This window comes from Flavobacterium sp. KY-23415 (genome assembly GCF_055384985.1).
The window spans coordinates 351,419-370,925 of the sequence record NZ_AP044001.1 but is presented as its reverse complement, the minus strand read 5'-3'; the positions used below and the strand labels follow the sequence as shown (position 1 = coordinate 370,925).

Genomic DNA, 19,507 nt, shown 5'->3' with positions numbered 1-19,507 from the left:
AAGTGCTATGAATTGATTCAAAATTTTGGGTTTTAAACGAAGTAATCAAATTTTTAAATTGTGTTTTAAAATAAAAATAAATTAAGATGAAAAAAATATTGCTATTTGTAATTCTAATCTCTTTTTTTTCTTGCTCAAAGACTAAATCATTGGTGTTGAAAGCAACGAATGCAGATGGGATTACAAATGAAACAAAATTGAAAATTAGTGGTCTTGAGATTGGAGAGATTTCGAGTGTTAAACTTGATGAAAATGGAGCAGTAACAATTTTGGCAAATCTAGAATCTGAAATTGAAATTCCTGTAGATTCTAAATTTAAAATTCAAAATGAAGGTTTAATTGGTGGAAAAATAATAAATATTAGTCTTGGAAAAAGCAAGCAGAGTTTAACAGATAAAAGTATTGTAAATTTGATGCAAGACAGTGAGTTTTTTTTAAAAGATTCTATTGGAGAAATAATAGAACATACCATTAATAGAGCTATTGGGAAAGAGAAAAACGATTCTATTTTGATAGAATTGAGAAGATTGAATGATAACCTTGAAAGAAGAAAATAACAATAAAAGAGTAACAAGTAATTACTCTTCTAGAATTACTATTTAGTTCTATAAATAATAGTTATTTTTGTATTTATCTATTTAATATAAGCAGTATTTTAGCTAACTATTTAAAAAAAGAAAACTATGACATATTTAATTTGGACCATAATAAACTTGATGATTGTTTTGTTTTTTTTCTATCTGATTATTGGTTTCTTGATAAAAGGGAAAAAGATATTTCACCCACAATTTAAAGGTCTCTCAATTTTTATTGTGATTCTTGGAATTGTTCAAATACTTTTTGCTACTCGTTCGGAGAAAAACGCTAATCGAATAACCGTAGCTAAGGATTTTGACGGGAAAAATTATTCGGAAATTAAACAAGTTGTATTGGAAGAAAATTGGACTTTTGATGTTATAATGCTTGTGGGATATTCCACAGAAAAAAAGCAATATAATTTGTTTGAAAGAAATAGTTTTTTAACAGGGTTTGTGCGTGGTTTTCGTTGGGAAGCTAAGTCTATAGCTACGGAGAGTTTGAATGGAAAAACGGCATTCACAGTAAACGGAGTTTTAGAGTGGCATCTTTTTGGAATTAGTGTGTATAGTGAATCTAAAACGTTTAATGGAATAATTTAATGAAAGGTAGTTTTACTGCAATATATTATCTTCTGTTTGCTTGTTTTAATTGAAAGACTCAGGAGGTTTTTGTGTATTGCTTTTAAAAATATTTTTTATTCTTTTTTAGAACTATGGGTTTAATAAGGGCTAAAGAGCAAACAGGAATGAATGTATCTCTTGAAGGGTATTATTTTTGGTTGATGGATTTTCAACCTTTGATGGCTAAGACCATGTTGTCTATTATTGAATATATAAACGATTTCCTTAAAGAACGTATTGTATATTGTCATACTTCGCATGAAGCAATAGTATTGCAGACAGGTCCAGAGATTTTTAGCTCCGAATTGATAATTAGAATACAATGTCAACCAACCGATAATGCTAAATTAATGATAATGTGTTATGAGTTGCGTGAGTGTGCATTTAGCGATGGTATTGTTGGAGAGCATTTAGATGTGAAAACGTGTTTGAAAATTGTGAAGAACTACCTGCCACTCTAATAGTGTTTGATTAATTTTTCTATTAAAAATGGACACTTTTCTAAAAACAAAGTAAATTGAAAAGCAATGAGGTTTTAAAAAAATCTCATTGCTTTTTAATTTATTCAAGTTTGTTTTTATTCTACTTAAAAATCATTAATGACTCCATTACTCATTGTGCAAGTAGTGCAACCTGTACAATAATATACTTCATAGCCAAAACGACCTTTGCTTTGTAATTTGCAGCCGCTTCCGCCTCCACTACATTTACAGCTCATTTTTGCTGCATTTTTTGAAACTACATTTTTTAAGTTTGGTATTATAGCCCCTAAGTTTATGTCATTTGGGACTACTAGACCTATCTCAAAACCGTATAGGTAGGTTTTTGCAATAAAAAGATTTTCTTTTTCAAGATTATCCATTGAAAAGTTTGGCTTTTCATGATTTTTATAGATAATGTCATAATTTCTTTTTATCTCGTTTCTAAATTCAGCAACGTTAAAAATTCCTCTTTTTCCAATTTCAGATAAACTTGCTTTTACTTTAGAATCTATATTAATGGTGTCGTTGTTGTCATATACTACTCCTTCAATTTTGAAATCTGATATTCCAGAAGCCTTGCCAGTACATGATCCGTTGCAGGTGCTTTGTAAACAACCATAGCCTATCTTTCCATTATAGAAAACGGTGCAACTTCCTCCTTTTGAACAAGTACAAGAATAACCACCACCTATAAAATCAAATTTAAATTGATCTGTTGTTTCATTGTGAAGTAGAAATTGGTATCCTTTTGGTAATTCAAACTCAACTCTATTATGTTCTTTGTTAGTATAGAACCACTTTGTTCCAATAGGTAAATAGATTTCATCTCCTAACAATGTTAATTCTTTTAATTCGTATTTTTCTTGAACTACTTCTTCATTAATCACGTTGTCTTCTTCCTTATTACATGATATCATATTAATCATTAAACTAACAAGCCCAATGAATAAACTTAGGTATAAAATTTTTGTTTTCATATTTGAAATTTGTTTAATAGTTTTTAAAAATTTGTTTGTTGTTAAATCCCGAGTAGTGTATTTCTATAATTTTTTAATAGGCTACTCGGAAAATTCGGAAAAACTTTTTGTCTTTTTTGTGTCATATTTTTGTTTTAAATAATTTTCCATTTAGTTAAAAAAAACTTGTATTCTTTATGGAATAATCTGAATCGATAGTATTACCAATAAAAAACAGCAGATCTAATTTGCGATGTATTCTTTTTAGTATGAATTGCATTTTATATATCTGGTTAAAATAAAATCGACTTAAATTTTTTTTAAATCTGTTTTTTCTTTTGTAGTACTAGATAAAAAGTAATTATTTATCATATCGGATATATTGTTCATTATGTTGTGAATTTGTTTATTACAAAAATCTATAATTTACACATAACAGATTTCACCCCAAAAAGGTGATTTTTTTATAATTTAAAAAAAGTAATGATAGTGAGACCTGAATCTGCTAAGCTTTGGTTGGGGATTTATGGTTTTTGTGTATTGCTTTTGAAAATATTTTTTATTCTTTTTTAGAACTATGGGTTTAATATGGGCTAAAGAGCAAACAGGAATAAATGTAACTCTTGAAGGGTATTATTATTGGTGATGGATTTTCAACTTTAGATGGCTAAGACTATGTTGTCTATTATTGAACTTACAAACGATTTCCTTAAAGAGCGTATTGTATATTGTCATACTTCGCTTGAAGCAATAGTATTGCAGATAGGTCCAGAGATTTTTAGCTCCGAATTGATAATTAGTATGCAATGTCAACCAACTGATAAGGATAAATTAATGATAATGAGTAGTCTGTTTTTGTGAAAGTAGATTGAACAATGGTGTTATTGTACAAAATTTAGATGTGAAAACGTGTTTAAAAATTGTGAAGAACTACCTGTCACTCTAATAGTGTTTGATTAATTTTTCTATTAAAAATGGACACTTTTTAGGATAGTTTCATCTAAAGAGTAAAATGGAGAGACCGATAGGTCTCTTTTTATTATGTAAACATTTCAAAATCGTTCTCTGTAATCCAGTTTAAGGTTTTTTCGATACCTTGTTGTAAATTTATTTTATGTTTCCAGCCCAAATTATTAATCTTAGAAACATCTAATAACTTTCTTGGAGTGCCATCGGGCTTTGTAGTATCAAAAACTAATTCTCCTTCAAAACCAACGGTTTTTTTAATTGTTTTAGCTAATTCTTTTATTGTTACATCTTTACCAGTACCAATATTCACAGTTTCCGTGTCATTGTAGTTTTCCATTAAAAATATACAAGCTTCAGCTAAATCATCTACATACAAAAACTCTCGCATTGGTGTTCCAGAGCCCCAAACAACTACTTCAGAAGCGTTGTTTTGTTTTGCTTCAATAAATTTTCGTAGTAGCGCTGGTAGCACATGAGAATTCTGTAGATTGAAATTGTCCTTTATGCCATATAAATTGGTTGGCATTGCCGAAATAAAATTACAACCGTATTGTTTTTTGTAAAACTCACACATTTTTAAACCTGAAATTTTTGCAATAGCATAGGCTTCATTAGTTGGTTCTAAGGCTCCAGTAAGTAAATATTCTTCTTTTAGGGGTTGGGGTGCAAACTTAGGATAGATACAGGAACTTCCTAAGAAAAACAGCTTTTCAACTTTATTTAAATAAGCAGCATGGATAACATTATTTTGAATCATCATGTTGTCATAAATAAACTCTGCTGGATAAGTATTATTAGCATGAATCCCGCCAACTTTTGCAGCTGCCAAAAAAACATAATCCGGTTTTTCTGTTTCAAAAAAATGAAAAACAGCATGTTGATTTCGTAAATCTAAATCTTTAGAATTTTTAGTAATAATGTTGGTAAATCCTTTTTCTTTTAAATTACGCACAATGGCAGAACCCACCATACCTCTTGATCCTGCAACAAATATTTTAGCTGTTTTTAGCATACTCTAGGTAGTTTTACATATTCTAAATCGTGCTTCATCATAACTTTAACTAAGGCTTCAATTGAAGTTTTACTTGGATTCCAACCTAAAAGGGTTTTGGCTTTGGTAGGGTCACCTAATAAGGTTTCTACTTCAGCTGGGCGATAATAATTTTCATCTACTTCAATCAATAAATTTCCAGATGTTTTGCAATATCCTTTTTCGTTTTCTGCTTCGCCTTTCCATTCAATTTCAATACCTGCTTCTCTAAAAGCTAATTCACAGAAATAGCGAACGGAGTATTGTAGTCCAGTTGCGATGACAAAGTCTTCTGGTGTGTCTTGCTGTAGCATTAACCACATGCATTCTACATAATCTTTTGCATATCCCCAATCGCGAAGCGCATCAAGATTTCCTAAGTATAATTTCTCTTGTATGCCATGTTTGATGCGAGAAGCAGCTAAAGTTATTTTACGGGTTACAAAAGTTTCTCCTCTACGTTCAGATTCGTGATTGAATAAGATTCCGTTTACAGCGTACATGTTATAAGATTCTCGATAATTTTTGGTAATCCAATAGGCATACATTTTGGCTACCCCATAAGGAGATCTAGGGTAAAAAGGAGTAGTTTCTTTTTGAGGAATTTCTTGAACTTTACCATATAATTCTGAGGTAGATGCCTGATAAATTCTAGTGGTTTCTGTTAATCCACAAATTCGAATAGCTTCTAATAAACGCAAAGTGCCAACAGCATCGGTTTCAGCAGTATATTCTGGCATATCAAAAGATACTTTTACATGGGATTGTGCGGCTAAGTTATAAATTTCATCTGGACGAATTTGCTGCACTAAACGAATCAAATTAGTGGAATCAGTCATGTCTCCATAATGTAATTTTATTTTTTTCTCTTTGTGTAAGTCTTGTAATAAACCTTCTATATATAAATGTTCTATTCTTTCTGTATTAAAAGAGGAACTTCTTCTAATAATCCCATGAACGTCGTATCCTTTTTCTAATAATAATTCTGCTAAATACGAACCATCTTGTCCATTAATCCCTGTAATTAATGCTACTTTCATACTTTCTTTTTTAAATCAAAACGCAAATATAACTTTTACCTTTTTATTATATTAGCATTTATTGTTGTCCGATAAAAAAAGATGCCAAAAAGATGGCTTCTTTAAATGAATCGTAAATTTGTGTTTCTATGTGTAAAATAGGATGAGTAAAAGTAGTTATTTTTCTAGTAAATCTGCTTTTTACCTCCTATTTTATTTAATAAGGACAATTCAATAATAAAAAAGGAGGTTAAAAAATGTGAATCAGATTGCTATCGCTATAGAAAACGATTTATCACAAATGTCCATTTGATATGTATGTCTTTTTGTTTTTTTAAAAGTGTAAATCATTTAACTCAAATTAAGCATTTGAATACTATTACGAAAAATAGCTGCTTTATATTTGCTTTAGTACTCCGTTTTACGTCCTCAATGTAGCTAATGCTACAATTGTGGGTCAAAAACTTCCGTACTTCGCAACTATTTTGCATCTATTTCTCTCATAACAAAGTCTAATGCGTAATTTGGGTTTAAATTAATGAAAAAGTAAAGAAATATCGAAAATAAAGGTTGATAAAATTGAGTTTTTAACTTGTTAATTTATTTGACTTGTGTGTGGATTAAATTGCAATTTTTATAAAACAAGACGTTAAAAAAAATAAAAAGAAATTGATTATCTAAAACGAGACTGCCCTTCTCATAGTTTCACTAGTTTGAAGGGCAGTTTAAAAGGTGTATGACAACTATTTACATTTCAAATGTATCATTACAGGTGTAAACAGGTTGGCAAGCTAAATAAAGGCTGCAATAATCAGGACCTGTTTGTGCTCCAGCACAGTCACATCCACACAACGATAAATCATGATTTTTTGGGTCGGCAACATCAATAATACTACCTTTGATTGTTTTTAAGTTTTCTCTTGTTAGAACTTGAATTCCAGAAATTTTTAAAAAATTTGATTTCATAAATTTATGATTTAGATTGTTAATATCTCTCAAATGTAGTAATAATACTATGTCTTTGTTAGTCCTTAAATTATAAAAAAAAGTTAAATTTTATAAGTGATATTCTGTTAAATCTGTAACGATTTTTTCTGTTTTTTTTTAAATTTTTGAAAAAAATACTTTTGCTAGTACTACTTGAAATTTAATGAGAAAAGCATATTAAAAGAGGTGTTAAATGGGTAGGTATTGTTATTTAAGATTATTTTTCTGCAATGTTTCGTATCATTCCATTAAAGATGAAAAAATGAAAAGGAATTAAAGCATACCAATACAGTCTCCCAATTATGCCTTTAGGTCTAAAAGTAGCTATTTGATGAAGTGTGTTGTTTTCATCAATCCTAAATTCTAACCAAGCTTCACCAGGTAATCGCATTTCGGCGAATAATAGTAATCTTTTGTTTTCTTTGTCTGCCAATAGAACTCTCCAAAAATCGAGTGCATCTCCATTGTCTATATGTGTTGGGTGTGTTCTGCCTCTTCTTAATCCAACACCACCAAATAGTTTGTCTATAAAGCCTCTAATTTGCCACATCCAATTTCCATAGTACCAACCTTTTTCTCCACCAATAGACCAAATATTTTCTATTGTTTTTTCAAGGTTTGTGATTTTTATCTTTTTGTGATCATTCAAACAACCATATTTAGGAACTTGAATGAATTCGGTTAAGTTTTTTTTGAATCTGCCACTGACTAAACTGTCTTTCCAACTAGAAATAACAAGGTTTTGCTCTATTTTTAGAAAAGCTAGTTGTATGGCTTCTGTGTAGGAAATGGGTTGAATGTTTAATAGTTTTTGTAGTTTGTTGTCTTTTGCAATTACTTCAATTTTCATGCTGTCTACTAAATTTATGGCTAATTTGTAGGATGTTGAGGTAACAAAATAGAGCCAATAGGAAGAAAGTTTGGGTGTCATTACAGGTACTGTGAAAATCCAATTTTTAAATCCTCTAGTGGTAGCATATAGTTGGAGCATTTGTTTGTAATTTAATATATCTGGGCCAGCAATGTCAAAAGATTGGTTGTAACAATTTGGATTTTGAATAACACCAATTAGATATTGAATTACATTTCTAATAGCAATGGGTTGTGTTTTTGTTAATACCCATTTTGGTGTAATCATTACGGGTAATTTTTCGCTTAAATCTCTAATGATTTCAAAAGAGGAACTTCCAGAGCCTACAATAATTCCAGCTCTTAAAACGGTTAGATGATAATTGCCTTGATATAGTATTTCTTCAACATTTTTTCTAGACTGAAGGTGTTTTGATAGTTGTTCGTCATTTACAATACCACTCAAGTAGATAACTTGTTTGGTTTGTATTTTGTTCATGTATTGATTGAAATTTTTAGCTGTCTTAGATTCCATATCGTCAAAAGCAGTAGTAGAAGACGACATGGAATGTATTAAATAATATGCAATATCAATATTCTGTGGGATAGACTCAAAGTTTGGTTCATTAAGGAAATCAACTTCCCAAAGTGTTATGAGTTTTCTCGTTTCTTTATCTATTCCTAAGCGGTTTGCATCTCTCACACAACATACTACCTCGTGTCCACTTTCTAATAATTCGGGTAATAACCGTCTGCCAACATATCCGTTTGCACCTGTAAGTAAGATTCTCATAAATTATTTTTTCTTAAAGTTACTAAGAAAATTGAGGAACAAATGTTAAATCAAATAATATTAATAAATATGTTATTGCTTGTTATTGCTTGTTTCGGTTTCTTTTTTTTGAGTTTGTGTCTCAACAGAAACAGATGGATAGCAAGTGATTAATATAATAATTAGAAAAATAATAACAATTATGAGCGTGGTTTTAGGTTTGATGTTTAGGGCTACTCCCATTTTAAAGTTGAAATTGTGTGGAAGAATTATATAGATTGAAAAATATTTACAACAGAACTACTAATGTATTGAATTCCAATTGCAATAACAATGAATCCTATGATTCTAGAGATAGCAACAATTCCTGAGGCTCCTAATATTCTAGATATGTAATGAGCACTTCTTAGAATTAAAAAAATAGTAAAGGCTACACAAGCAATGGCAACACAGGTGGTTATTTTTTGAGATATTTCAGGTTGTTCTTGGTACATGGCAATAAGCAAAGACATGGAACCAGGTCCAGCAAGCATGGGCATTGCTAAAGGGGTTAGTGCAATATCATTTCGATGCATGGCATCGTTTGTTACTCTTTTGTTTAATCCTTTTTTCTTGCTTACATTTCCAGAAAGTAAACTAAAACCCGAATTTACAATTAATAAACCACCTGCAATTCTTAAGGCGTCTATACTAATGCTAAAGAACTCTAATACATATTTCCCTACGAAATAGGATATAATTAGTATTATAGCAACATTAATAGCTGTCCAAAGTGATGTTCTAGACCTTTCTTGTTTGCTGTCATCTTGCGTTAAACCAACAAAGACGGGAACAGCTCCAAGTGGGTTTAGTACAGAAAATAAAGCAGCAAAGACATAAATAAATAATTCCATTCTATTTTTTTTGCAAAGTACGTCGTACTTTTTTAGTTAAAGTTTAAAAAAAGGTTATCTCAAAGTTATGATTATTTTTTATTAATTTTATGAAAAAAATAACAAAAATGAAAACATTAGTAATAGGAGCAACCACAAATAAGGAGCGATATGCTTACAAAGCGATTCATAATCTAGTAGGGAAAAGTCATCAAGTTGTTGCTTTAGGAATTAAAGAAGGTATGGCTTTAGATGTGAAAATTGAAACCGAAAAAAAACATTTTTTGGGTGTTGATACCGTAACGCTTTATGTGAATCCAAAAAATCAAAAAGAATACTATGATTATATTCTGTCGCTAAAACCAAGACGTGTTATTTTTAATCCTGGAACAGAGAATGCAGAATTTTATGAAATTTTGAAAGCAAATAATATTAGTTATGAAGAATCTTGCACTTTAGTTTTGCTTGCGACTGATCAGTATTAATCCTAAAAAGGTTAGGAATCCGTTTAAGATTAAAATTTCAAAGCCAAACTTAAATCCGAACCATTGTTGACTATAATTGTTGAGTAATAATGAAGTTATAACAGCAGTAATTGCAACGATAGGAACTAATTTGTCTCTTACTTTTAGTTTGGTAAACAAACCAAATGTGTAGAGACCAAGAAGAGGACCATAGGTAAATCCTGCAAATTTTAAGACTTTATCAATAATGCTAGAATCTTTAAAAGCATATTTAAAAAATAAGATTACAAATATGGATACAAATACAAACATTAGGTGAATTCTTTTTCTGATTTTTACTTGAGTATTTGTATCATATTTTTTTTCAATATCTAAAATATCTATACTGAATGATGTTGTTAATGAAGTTAAAGCACTATCCGCACTAGAATAGGCAGCGGCAATAAGTCCAAGTAAAAAACTAAATGCAACCACAATTCCTAAATGTTTATTGGCTAGTATTGGGAATAATGTATCTCCGTGTGCATCTATCCCATATTTTATGGCATATTCTGTAAATAATAAACCTAAAACTAAGAAGAAAAAGTTAACAATTGTGAGTACAATAGTAAACCAAAACATATTTTTTTGAGCTTCTTTTAAGCTTTTGCAGGTGAGATTTTTTTGCATCATGTCTTGGTCTAATCCAGTCATTACAATAGCAATAAAAGCTCCAGAGAGAAATTGTTTCCAAAAATAGGTTGGTGCTTTAACGTTGTCTAAGAAAAAAGTTTTAGAAAAATCGCTGTCAGCAATGAATTGTGAAAAATTAGAAATATTTAATCCTAAATCTTGTGAAACAACAACAATACAAATTCCAACAGACAAAAGCATGAAAAAAGTTTGTAAGGTATCTGTCCAAATAATAGTTTTTATACCAGATTTAAAAGTATAGACCCAGATTAATAAAATAGTTACAGAAACCGTAACCCAATAAGGTATTTCAAGTGGTTCAAAGACTAATGTTTGTAATACATCAGCAACGAGTAATAATCTAAGATTGGAGCCCACAGTTCTAGAAATTATAAAAAACCAAGCTCCTGTTTTGTATGAGAATTTACCAAACCTTTCTTCAAGATAAGTATATATTGAAGTTAAGTTGAGTTTGTAATATAGTGGTAGTAAAACCGATGCGATAATGAAATAGCCAATAATATATCCTAAAACAATTTGAAAATAGACAAATTGAGAGCTTTCTACTTTTCCGGGTACAGAGATAAAGGTAACGCCAGAAAGTGAAGAGCCAATCATTCCGAAAGCTACTAAATACCAAGGGGATTGTTTGTTTGCTTTAAAGAAAGAATCGTTGCTAGAATCCTCTTTTTTTCCAGTGAAATAGGAAAATAAAATTAAGACACTAAAATAGGAAAGGATTAAAATTAGAATAGAAATTGGACTCATAATTTTTATATTTCAACAAACCTACATAAAAATTGTACTTCAAGCAAAAATTGTTTTAATTTTAGAATCTCCAAAAAATAGAATTTATTTAATGTATTTATTGAAACTCTTTTGTTGATAGGTTATAATATATATAATGTTAAGAAAGATACTTAAAGATGCTATTAAAAACAGTTAGTTTTGTATTTTTGCAACTATGGAATTGCCTTCAAAATTATTAGAAAATGCAGTGTATGAAATATCTCAATTGCCAGGTATTGGGAAGAGGACTGCTTTACGATTAGCGTTGCATCTTTTGAGACAGCCTGAGAATCAAACCTCAATGCTTAGTGCTGCTTTGGAGAAATTGAGAAAAGAAATTCAATATTGTAGAGAATGTCATAATATTTCAGATGCCGAATTGTGTATGATTTGTGAAAGTCCAACAAGGGATAAATCGATTATTTGTGTTGTTGAAGATGTTCGTGATGTTATGGCTATTGAAGGAACAGGTTCTTTTAAAGGAGTCTATCATGTTTTAGGAGGGAAAATCAATCCAATAGAAGGTGTTGGACCATCTCAATTGAATATTAATACACTAATTTCAAAAGTGAAACAAGGTGGTGTTGCCGAAATTATTTTTGCATTAAGCTCTACTATGGAAGGAGATACTACAAATTTTTATATCTATAAACAATTGAAAGAATATGCAGTTTTAACTTCTACCATTGCAAGAGGAATTGCTATTGGTGATGAGTTAGAATATGCAGATGAAGTGACACTTGGTCGAAGTTTAATGCATAGAATCCCTTTTGAACAGTCAATTAGGCAAGTTTAGCAATATTTTTATAATAATGTATAAAAAATATAGTTCTAAAAACTATATTTGTTTTTTAAACAAAAAAAATGAAGATTAGAAAAGTTTTAATGCCATTAGTGGTTGTATTCACATTAATATGTACTTCATGCATTCCGAATAAGGATTTAGTCTATTTGCAAAATTCTAAAAAGGGTAGTGAATCTATTGAAGTTAACGAGTCTGTATCAAAGCCCTATAGAGTTCAAACAAACGATATATTAAATATTTCTATAAAAGCAATAGACCAAAGATTGGTCGAAATGTTTAGTCCGTCAAATTCTTCTACTCAAGGAGCAAGCCAACTAAGTCAACAAAGTCTCTATTTTAATGGTTATAGTGTTGATGATCATGGAAATATTAGAATTCCAGTTTTAGGAGAGGTAAATGTACTTGGCTATACTGTAGAAGAAATTAGAGATATAGTAGAAAAGAGATTATTAGATGAATATCTTAAGTCTGAATCTAGAATGTTTGTTACAGTAAAATTAGCAGGTTTGCGATATACAATTAATGGAGAAATTGGTTCTCCAGGAACGAATGTACTTTATCAGGATAAAGTGAATATTATGGAGGCAATTGCAAATTCTGGAGATATTACATTTACAGGAGACAGGAAGAATGTGCAGGTAATTAGAAAATTTCCTCATGGATTTGAAACATACACCATTGATTTAACAGATGCTTCAGCAATTGAATCGCCATATTTTTATATTCAGCCAAACGATTATATATACATTAAACCGTTAAGGCAAAAATCTTGGGGAACAGGGACAACAGGTGTTCAAACAATTAGTACAATTATTACTGCATTGTCGCTCATTACAACTACAATTTTGTTAACTCGAAATTTATAAAATTAAAAAATGTTAGATACTAAAGATTTTACTTTTTTTGAATCTCAGTCAAGCTTTGATTTTAAAGGTTTCTTTTTGAAAATTATTAAAAATTGGAAATGGTTTTTGATAACTTTGATTGTTACTTTTTTAATTGCTTATAATGTTAATGTTAGAAAAGAAAAAGTGTATGGAATGGAATCGGTTATTGTTGTTAAAGACGAAAATAATCCATTTTTTACTTCTAATACAAGTTTAGTATTCAATTGGGGAGGTGTTTCTGATAAAGTTCAAACCGTAATAACAAAATTGAAGTCGAGATCGCACAATGAATTTGTTGTTGATAAATTGCAATATTATATTCAATATAAAGTCAAGGAGAAATACTTTTTTAGAGATGCCTATGGAGAGGTTCCTTTTTATGTTGAAATTGACAAGAATAAAGGTCAATTGGCATCTACTTTAATTAAAATAAAATTTATTAGTGCAACACAATATGAATTAAGTGTAGATTTTGAGGAATTTTCTTCACGAACGCTAATTCATTATGTGGATAATTCAAATAGTACTTTTCAAATAGATAACAAATTATTCCAAAAGATCTTTAAAATTAATGAAAAAGTTAATTTGCCGTTTTTGAGTTTAAGTTTGAAGTTGAAGCCAACAGCTACTCAATATATTGGTAAAGAGTTCTATTTGGGTTTTGATGGTTTTGATGCAACTGTTTCAAAATATAAGAATATTAATGTTGATGCCGATAATAAAGCTCAATCTGTTATTAGTTTGCAGCTACAAGGGACAAATAAAAACAGATTGGTAGAATACCTAAACACAACTGTGCAAGTGCTTCAAAAAAATCAGTTAGATAGTAAGAACCTTTTTGCTACTAATACTATTAATTTTATTGATAGTACATTAGTAGTAATGGAAGCACAAATTAAAGATACAGAAGGAGAATTGAAAAATTTTAGAAGAGGTAAAAATATTTATGAAATTGAAGGAGGAGGTCAGATTCTAACTGAAAAATTATCTGACTTTGATGTTCAAAAAGATGCTGTTGAGAGAAAAATTAAATATTTGGATAATTTAAAGGTTTATCTAGATAAGAGTGTAGATTTTACAGTTTTGCCTGCACCTAGTGTAGCTAATATAGATGATCCTAATATACTGTCAAATGTTAGCAAGCTTATTGAACTGTCAAAAGAGAGAGATGAGTTAAAATATGCAGTGAAAAATGGGATAATGTTTACAGAGTTAGATGTAAAGATGGATGCCATAAAAAGTGTTTTATTAGAAAATATTGCTAGCTCTAAAAATGCGTTAAAAATTGATTTGAATAGTATTAATAGGAATATTTCTAGAGTAGAATCGGAAGTAAGTATCCTCCCAGAACAGCAACAGGAACATCTTAAGATTTTTAGGAAGTATAATCTGAAAGATAATATATATAATACATTTTTGCAGAAAAGAAGTGAAGCAGAAATAGTTAAGGCAGCTAATATTTCAGATATTGATTTTTTAGACCCTGCTAAAGATATAGGAGGTGGTTTAAGAGGACCAAAGACCAATATTAATTATATTCTTGCTACGTTATTAGGGTTCATGATTCCAACAATAATAATTTTTATTTTGTCTTTATTGGATAATAATATTAATACGGTAGAAGATATTGAAAAACTAACAAAAATTCCAGTAATTGGAGTTGTTGGGAAGAAAAATACAGAAAACAATTTATCTGTTTTTGAAAAGCCAAAATCTCCTTTAGCAGAATCTTTTAGGGCAATTCGTTCTTCTCTACAATTTTTATATAAAAAACAACAAAAAGAAGGTTCAAAAATTTTAATGTTAACTTCTTCGGTGAGTGGAGAAGGAAAAACATTTTGTTCAATTAATTTGGCGACTGTTTTTGCTTTAGGAGAAAAGAAAACTGTGATTGTTGGATTAGATTTAAGAAAACCTAGGATTTTTGGAGATTTTAATATTGATAATATTACAGGTGTTGTTAACTATTTGATTGGTCAAAAACAGCTAGATGAGGTAATACAATCTACACATATTCCCTATCTAGATTTAATAACATCGGGACCAATACCACCTAACCCTGCTGAATTATTAATGGGAGAAAGTATGCAAGATATGATTGAAGAGCTAAAGGGCAGGTATGATTATATCATTTTGGATACACCTCCAGTAGGGTTGGTTTCAGACGCTCTTGAACTAGCAAAATTTTGTGATGCAACAATTTATGTGACCCGTCAAGGATTTACAAAAAAAGGAATGCTTTCTGTTGTTAATGAAAAACATAAAAGAGGAGAATTGCATAATATTAGTGTTTTGTTTAATGGCTTCCAAAATACTGCAAAATATGGTTACGGCTATGGTTACGGTTATGGCTATGGCTATGGTGCTTATGGTGAGTCTTATCATGATGAAACAGTTGAAAAAAGTCGTTGGAAGAAATTTTTGAATAGGTTTAGAAAATAAGTTCATAAATAGAAAAGTGAAAATGTTAAAGAATAAGAGAATATTGATTACTGGTGGTGCGGGATTTATTGGTTCTAACTTATGTGAGTATTTTTTGAAAAATAATGAAGTGGTTTGTTTGGATAACTTTTCTACAGGACATAGGCATAATATTGAATCGTTACTTCAAAATAAGAGTTTTAAGTTGATTGAAGGCGATATTAGAGCTATTGAAGTTTGTAAAGAAGCAGTTAAGAATATTGATTTTGTGCTGCACCAGGCAGCTTTAGGTAGCGTTCCAAGATCAATAAATGACCCAGTTACCTCTAATGATGTTAATGTAACAGGTTTTTTAAACATGTTGATGGCAGCAAAAGAAGCTAAAGTTAAAAGATTTGTTTATGCAGCAAGCTCTTCTACCTATGGTGATTCAGAAGCTTTGCCAAAAGAAGAGGATATAATAGGGAAGCCTTTGTCTCCTTATGCTATTACTAAATATGTCAATGAGTTATATGCAGATGTTTTTAGTAAAACCTACGGTATAGAAACAATTGGTTTGCGCTATTTTAATGTTTTTGGTAGGAACCAAGATCCAAATGGGGCTTATGCAGCTGTAATTCCTAAATTTGTAAAGCAACTTATAAACTTAGAAAGCCCAATTATTAATGGAGATGGTAATTATTCTAGGGATTTTACCTATATAGACAATGTTATTCAGATGAATGAATTAGCTTTGTTGACTAATAGTAAAGATGCTGTAAATACTGTCTATAATGCAGCTTGTGGTGATAGAACAACATTGAATGATTTAGTAGCATATCTGAAAGAGTTTCTCTCACTATATAATTCAGAAATAAAAGAAATAAAAGTGATATATGGTGCTAACAGGGTTGGAGATATTCCACATTCGTTAGCATCAATAGAAAAAGCAAAAAAAGAGTTAGGTTATAACCCAAAATATAGTTTGAAAGAAGGTTTGAAAGAATCTGTAAAATGGTATTGGGAAAATTTAAAATAGATTATGATTAAAAATATTTGTTGTATTGGAGCTGGATATGTAGGTGGGCCTACAATGGCGGTGATTGCTGAAAAATGTCCACATATAAAAGTAACAGTTGTTGATTTAAATGAAAGTAGGATTGCTGCTTGGAATGATGAAGATCTGAATAAATTGCCAGTTTATGAACCTGGATTAGGAGAGGTTGTAAATGCTGCTAGAGGTAGAAATTTATTCTTTTCGACGGAAGTAGATAAAGCTATCGATGAAGCAGAAATGATTTTTATTTCTGTAAACACGCCTACAAAGACTTATGGAGTTGGTAAAGGAATGGCAGCCGATTTGAAATATATAGAGCTTTGCGCACGTCAAATTGCTAGAGTCGCTAAGACTGATAAAATTGTAGTAGAAAAGTCAACATTACCTGTTCGAACAGCTCAAGCAATAAAAGATATATTAGATCATACAGGTAACGGAGTAAATTTCCAAATTTTATCTAACCCTGAATTTTTGGCAGAAGGTACTGCGATTGAAGATCTGTTTGCACCGGATAGAGTTTTAATTGGTGGAGATACTTCTTTGGAAGGTGAAAAAGCGATTAGACAATTGTCTGATATTTATGCGAATTGGGTTCCTAAGGATAAAATATTAACAACTAACGTTTGGTCTTCTGAATTGTCAAAATTAACTGCTAATGCTTTTCTTGCTCAACGAGTATCATCTATTAACGCCATGAGTGAATTGTGTGAGAAGACTGGTGCAGATGTTAATGAAGTAGCAAAAGCAATTGGTATGGATAGTAGAATTGGACCTAAATTCTTAAAAGCCTCTGTTGGGTTCGGAGGGTCTTGTTTTCAAAAAGATATTCTTAATTTAGTTTATATTGCGCAGTCCTATGGATTGAAGGAAGTTGCCGATTATTGGGAGCAAGTAATCATTATGAATGATCATCAAAAGAGGCGTTTTGCTAAAAACATGATTAGTACTTTGTATAATACTGTTTCGGATAAAAAAATTGCTTTTTTGGGTTGGGCATTTAAAAAAGATACAAACGATACTAGAGAATCCGCAGCTATATATGTAGCCGATGATTTAATTAGTGAACGAGCAATGATTTCTGTGTTCGATCCTAAGGTTGAAAAAGCACAAATACTTTTTGATCTTGATTATCTTGAATCAAGAACCAGTGAAGAAAATGAAAAGTATATGACAGTAGAAGATAATCCTTATGATGCGGTTAAAGATTCGCATGCTATTGCTATTTTGACAGAGTGGGATGAGTTTAAAACTTATGATTGGCAAAAAATTTATCATTCAATGTTAAAGCCTGCATTTGTTTTTGATGGTAGAAATTTATTAAATAGGAAAGAATTAGAAGAAATTGGGTTTGTTTATCAAACAATAGGATCATAAAGTATGGCTGTTAAAATTGCGGTAATAGGATTAGGTTATGTTGGTTTGCCATTGGCAAGGTTATTTGCTACAAAGTTTTCTGTGGTTGGTTTTGATATTAACCAAACGAGAATTCAAGAATTGAACAATGGTATAGATGCAACGTTAGAAGTAGAAGATGCTATATTGAAAAGCGTTTTATTACCGTCTAATTCAAACGAAATAGGCTTGTTTTGCTCTAGTAAACTGAGTGATATTAAAGACTGCAATTATTATATAGTTACGGTTCCAACTCCTGTAGATAAACATAATAGACCCGATTTGACTCCTTTGTATAAAGCAAGTGAAACCGTAGGGAATGTTCTTAAAAAAGGAGATGTTGTCATTTATGAATCTACTGTTTATCCGGGAGTTACGGAAGAAGAATGTGTTCCTGTTTTGGAAAAAAAATCTGGATTAAAATTTAATATAGATTTTTTTGCGGGTTATTCACCAGAAAGGATTAACCCAGGCGATAAAGAACACACGGTTGAAAAGATTTTAAAAATAACATCGGGCTCAACACCAGAAATAGGTAAAAGAGTAGATGATTTATATAAAGCTGTTATTACAGCAGGAACGCATTTAGCACCTACAATAAAAGTTGCTGAAGCAGCCAAGGTTATAGAGAACTCTCAACGAGATATTAATATTGCATTTGTAAATGAGTTGGCTAAGATTTTTAATCTTTTAGAAATAGATACTCAAGCTGTTTTGGAAGCTGCTGGCACAAAATGGAATTTTTTGCCTTTTAAACCGGGTTTGGTTGGCGGACATTGTATTGGTGTTGATCCTTATTACTTGGCACAAAAAGCACAAGAAAAAGGTTATCACCCAGAAATTATTTTAGCGGGAAGAAGGCTTAATGATAGTATGGGGGAATATGTAGCTTCTCAAATTGTTAAGTTGATGATTAAAAAGGGTATAGCTGTTAATGATGCTGAGGTTTTAATGATGGGGATTACCTTTAAAGAGAATTGCCCAGATGTTAGAAATACAAAAATTGTTGATGTTGTCTCTTCACTTGAAGACTACGGTATTAGAGTCACAATTTTTGATCCTTGGGCGAATAGTAATGAAGTGAAACATGAATATGGACTTATAGCTGTTACTCAAAAACCAATAAAAAAGTTTGATGCCATTGTACTTGGGGTTGCACATAAAGAGTTTAAAGAGATGGATTTAAATATACTTAGAAAAGAAAAAAGTGTATTGTATGATGTGAAAGGTGTACTAGGAAAAGAAGTTGATGGTAAACTATAAATTGGGTCTTAAAAGCTCTCAAAAAATAAAAAATGTATCAGAAATGGATAAAAAGGATAATTGATGTTTTGTTTTCCTTTCTAGGGTTACTTTTCCTTTTTCCATTACTGTCTTTTTTAACTTTATCGTTATTTGTTGTTTATAAAAAGAATCCGTTTTTTATTCAAAAGAGAACAGGTAAAAGAAAGAAAGTTTTTAAAATAATCAAGTTCAAAACAATGAACGATGAACGAAATAATGAAGGCGTTTTATTAAATGATGAGCAAAGAATAACTCCTTTGGGGAATTTTCTTCGAAAAACGTCTTTAGATGAACTACCACAATTGTTTAATGTTCTGAAGGGCGAGATGAGTCTTATTGGTCCAAGACCATTATTAACAGATTATATGTATTTATATTCCGAATTTGAAGATCAGCGACATTTAATAAAGCCAGGGATAACAGGATGGGTTCAAGTAAATGGAAGAAATTCATTGAGTTGGGATAAAAGGTTTCAGTTAGATGTATATTATGTAGAAAATAGTTCTTTTTTATTAGATGTTAAGATAGTTTTCAAAACGATTATGTTGCTTTTTAAAAAAGAAAAAGTAATTTTAAATAATAATATTCCTATTGAACCTTTTGAAGGGTTGTATTGATTATT

At 30.5% G+C, this 19,507-nt stretch carries 19 protein-coding genes; 12 read left to right on the top strand and 7 right to left on the bottom strand.

All coding sequences use genetic code 11. The annotated features are described in order from the left end of the window. The first annotated feature begins 86 nt into the window (after nucleotides 1-86). The 3 genes from ACZ49Z_RS01765 (at nucleotide 87) to ACZ49Z_RS01755 (ending at nucleotide 1,660) form a co-directional block, all read left to right on the top strand. Entirely contained in the window at nucleotides 87-557 is a 471-nt protein-coding gene (locus tag ACZ49Z_RS01765; RefSeq protein WP_464306486.1) for an MlaD family protein, read from the top strand. 126 nt (nucleotides 558-683) lie between these two features. Further along, the gene (locus ACZ49Z_RS01760) at nucleotides 684-1,178 is read left to right on the top strand and encodes a hypothetical protein (protein ID WP_464306485.1); all 495 of its coding nucleotides are present in this window, start codon (nucleotides 684-686) and stop codon (nucleotides 1,176-1,178) included. 113 nt (nucleotides 1,179-1,291) lie between these two features. Further along, the gene (locus ACZ49Z_RS01755; RefSeq protein ID WP_464306484.1) at nucleotides 1,292-1,660 is read left to right on the top strand and encodes a hypothetical protein; all 369 of its coding nucleotides are present in this window, start codon (nucleotides 1,292-1,294) and stop codon (nucleotides 1,658-1,660) included. A gap of 125 nt (nucleotides 1,661-1,785) precedes the next feature. Here the strand turns inward: ACZ49Z_RS01755 and ACZ49Z_RS01750 are convergent, their stop codons facing one another. Then, nucleotides 1,786-2,658 (bottom strand): hypothetical protein, encoded by an 873-nt coding sequence (locus ACZ49Z_RS01750; RefSeq protein ID WP_464306483.1) that lies wholly within the window; start codon nucleotides 2,656-2,658, stop codon nucleotides 1,786-1,788. A 642-nt stretch (nucleotides 2,659-3,300) separates the two neighbouring features. On the opposite strand from ACZ49Z_RS01750, the gene ACZ49Z_RS01745 reads away from it, so the two are divergent. After that, entirely contained in the window at nucleotides 3,301-3,498 is a 198-nt protein-coding gene (locus ACZ49Z_RS01745; protein ID WP_464306482.1) for a hypothetical protein, read from the top strand. 178 nt (nucleotides 3,499-3,676) lie between these two features. Here the strand turns inward: ACZ49Z_RS01745 and fcl are convergent, their stop codons facing one another. From fcl to ACZ49Z_RS01720, 5 genes are all read right to left on the bottom strand, one after another. Further along, complete coding sequence (fcl, locus tag ACZ49Z_RS01740; RefSeq protein WP_464306481.1) at nucleotides 3,677-4,618, bottom strand: GDP-L-fucose synthase; 942 nt, start codon at nucleotides 4,616-4,618, stop codon at nucleotides 3,677-3,679. Next, on the bottom strand, nucleotides 4,612-5,676 hold the full coding sequence (gmd, locus tag ACZ49Z_RS01735) for a GDP-mannose 4,6-dehydratase (RefSeq protein WP_464306480.1): 1,065 nt from the start codon (nucleotides 5,674-5,676) through the stop codon (nucleotides 4,612-4,614). Before gmd ends, fcl begins: the two co-directional genes overlap by 7 nt. Before the next feature lie 726 nt (nucleotides 5,677-6,402). Continuing rightward, the gene (locus tag ACZ49Z_RS01730; RefSeq protein ID WP_464306479.1) at nucleotides 6,403-6,621 is read right to left on the bottom strand and encodes a hypothetical protein; all 219 of its coding nucleotides are present in this window, start codon (nucleotides 6,619-6,621) and stop codon (nucleotides 6,403-6,405) included. 238 nt (nucleotides 6,622-6,859) lie between these two features. Continuing rightward, complete coding sequence (locus ACZ49Z_RS01725) at nucleotides 6,860-8,284, bottom strand: SDR family oxidoreductase (RefSeq protein WP_464306478.1); 1,425 nt, start codon at nucleotides 8,282-8,284, stop codon at nucleotides 6,860-6,862. A gap of 248 nt (nucleotides 8,285-8,532) precedes the next feature. Continuing rightward, on the bottom strand, nucleotides 8,533-9,156 hold the full coding sequence (locus tag ACZ49Z_RS01720; protein WP_464306477.1) for a MarC family NAAT transporter: 624 nt from the start codon (nucleotides 9,154-9,156) through the stop codon (nucleotides 8,533-8,535). 107 nt (nucleotides 9,157-9,263) lie between these two features. Here ACZ49Z_RS01720 and ACZ49Z_RS01715 point away from each other — a divergent pair, with 107 nt between their 5' ends. Continuing rightward, nucleotides 9,264-9,620, top strand: coding sequence for a CoA-binding protein (locus ACZ49Z_RS01715; protein WP_464306476.1), 357 nt, complete (start codon nucleotides 9,264-9,266; stop codon nucleotides 9,618-9,620). Here ACZ49Z_RS01715 and ACZ49Z_RS01710 read toward each other — a convergent pair. Continuing rightward, nucleotides 9,591-11,039 (bottom strand): sodium:solute symporter, encoded by a 1,449-nt coding sequence (locus ACZ49Z_RS01710; protein WP_464306475.1) that lies wholly within the window; start codon nucleotides 11,037-11,039, stop codon nucleotides 9,591-9,593. The two genes, ACZ49Z_RS01715 and ACZ49Z_RS01710, sit on opposite strands and share 30 nt — an antisense overlap. Nucleotides 11,040-11,235: 196 nt before the next feature. Here ACZ49Z_RS01710 and recR point away from each other — a divergent pair, with 196 nt between their 5' ends. From recR to ACZ49Z_RS01675, 7 genes are all read left to right on the top strand, one after another. Beyond that, nucleotides 11,236-11,856 carry a recombination mediator RecR gene (gene recR, locus ACZ49Z_RS01705; RefSeq protein WP_464306474.1) on the top strand — a complete coding sequence of 207 codons (621 nt, stop codon included), beginning with the start codon at nucleotides 11,236-11,238 and terminating at the stop codon, nucleotides 11,854-11,856. A gap of 68 nt (nucleotides 11,857-11,924) precedes the next feature. Next, nucleotides 11,925-12,731, top strand: a complete 807-nt coding sequence (locus ACZ49Z_RS01700) for a polysaccharide biosynthesis/export family protein (RefSeq protein WP_464306473.1) — start codon at nucleotides 11,925-11,927, stop codon at nucleotides 12,729-12,731. Nucleotides 12,732-12,740: 9 nt separating this feature from the next. Then, nucleotides 12,741-15,194, top strand: a complete 2,454-nt coding sequence (locus ACZ49Z_RS01695) for a polysaccharide biosynthesis tyrosine autokinase (protein ID WP_464306472.1) — start codon at nucleotides 12,741-12,743, stop codon at nucleotides 15,192-15,194. Nucleotides 15,195-15,216: 22 nt separating this feature from the next. After that, entirely contained in the window at nucleotides 15,217-16,191 is a 975-nt protein-coding gene (locus tag ACZ49Z_RS01690; protein WP_464306471.1) for an SDR family oxidoreductase, read from the top strand. Further along, on the top strand, nucleotides 16,192-17,583 hold the full coding sequence (locus tag ACZ49Z_RS01685; protein ID WP_464308037.1) for a UDP-glucose 6-dehydrogenase: 1,392 nt from the start codon (nucleotides 16,192-16,194) through the stop codon (nucleotides 17,581-17,583). It abuts the gene before it with no gap. A gap of 3 nt (nucleotides 17,584-17,586) precedes the next feature. Further along, the gene (locus ACZ49Z_RS01680) at nucleotides 17,587-18,864 is read left to right on the top strand and encodes a nucleotide sugar dehydrogenase (protein ID WP_464306470.1); all 1,278 of its coding nucleotides are present in this window, start codon (nucleotides 17,587-17,589) and stop codon (nucleotides 18,862-18,864) included. Nucleotides 18,865-18,896: 32 nt separating this feature from the next. Next, nucleotides 18,897-19,502: a sugar transferase gene (locus tag ACZ49Z_RS01675; protein ID WP_464306469.1), complete on the top strand. Its 606-nt coding sequence runs from the start codon at nucleotides 18,897-18,899 to the stop codon at nucleotides 19,500-19,502. Nucleotides 19,503-19,507 lie beyond the last annotated feature (5 nt).

Coding starts and splice junctions, on each gene's coding strand:
- ACZ49Z_RS01745 (WP_464306482.1), top strand. CDS start 3,301: ATGGCTAAGACTATGTTGTCTATTATTGAACTTACAAACGATTTCCTT.
- fcl (WP_464306481.1), bottom strand. CDS start 4,618: ATGCTAAAAACAGCTAAAATATTTGTTGCAGGATCAAGAGGTATGGTG.
- ACZ49Z_RS01675 (WP_464306469.1), top strand. CDS start 18,897: ATGTATCAGAAATGGATAAAAAGGATAATTGATGTTTTGTTTTCCTTT.
- recR (WP_464306474.1), top strand. CDS start 11,236: ATGGAATTGCCTTCAAAATTATTAGAAAATGCAGTGTATGAAATATCT.
- gmd (WP_464306480.1), bottom strand. CDS start 5,676: ATGAAAGTAGCATTAATTACAGGGATTAATGGACAAGATGGTTCGTAT.
- ACZ49Z_RS01695 (WP_464306472.1), top strand. CDS start 12,741: ATGTTAGATACTAAAGATTTTACTTTTTTTGAATCTCAGTCAAGCTTT.
- ACZ49Z_RS01725 (WP_464306478.1), bottom strand. CDS start 8,284: ATGAGAATCTTACTTACAGGTGCAAACGGATATGTTGGCAGACGGTTA.
- ACZ49Z_RS01755 (WP_464306484.1), top strand. CDS start 1,292: ATGGGTTTAATAAGGGCTAAAGAGCAAACAGGAATGAATGTATCTCTT.
- ACZ49Z_RS01690 (WP_464306471.1), top strand. CDS start 15,217: ATGTTAAAGAATAAGAGAATATTGATTACTGGTGGTGCGGGATTTATT.
- ACZ49Z_RS01720 (WP_464306477.1), bottom strand. CDS start 9,156: ATGGAATTATTTATTTATGTCTTTGCTGCTTTATTTTCTGTACTAAAC.
- ACZ49Z_RS01750 (WP_464306483.1), bottom strand. CDS start 2,658: ATGAAAACAAAAATTTTATACCTAAGTTTATTCATTGGGCTTGTTAGT.
- ACZ49Z_RS01710 (WP_464306475.1), bottom strand. CDS start 11,039: ATGAGTCCAATTTCTATTCTAATTTTAATCCTTTCCTATTTTAGTGTC.
- ACZ49Z_RS01765 (WP_464306486.1), top strand. CDS start 87: ATGAAAAAAATATTGCTATTTGTAATTCTAATCTCTTTTTTTTCTTGC.
- ACZ49Z_RS01700 (WP_464306473.1), top strand. CDS start 11,925: ATGAAGATTAGAAAAGTTTTAATGCCATTAGTGGTTGTATTCACATTA.
- ACZ49Z_RS01730 (WP_464306479.1), bottom strand. CDS start 6,621: ATGAAATCAAATTTTTTAAAAATTTCTGGAATTCAAGTTCTAACAAGA.
- ACZ49Z_RS01715 (WP_464306476.1), top strand. CDS start 9,264: ATGAAAACATTAGTAATAGGAGCAACCACAAATAAGGAGCGATATGCT.
- ACZ49Z_RS01680 (WP_464306470.1), top strand. CDS start 17,587: ATGGCTGTTAAAATTGCGGTAATAGGATTAGGTTATGTTGGTTTGCCA.
- ACZ49Z_RS01760 (WP_464306485.1), top strand. CDS start 684: ATGACATATTTAATTTGGACCATAATAAACTTGATGATTGTTTTGTTT.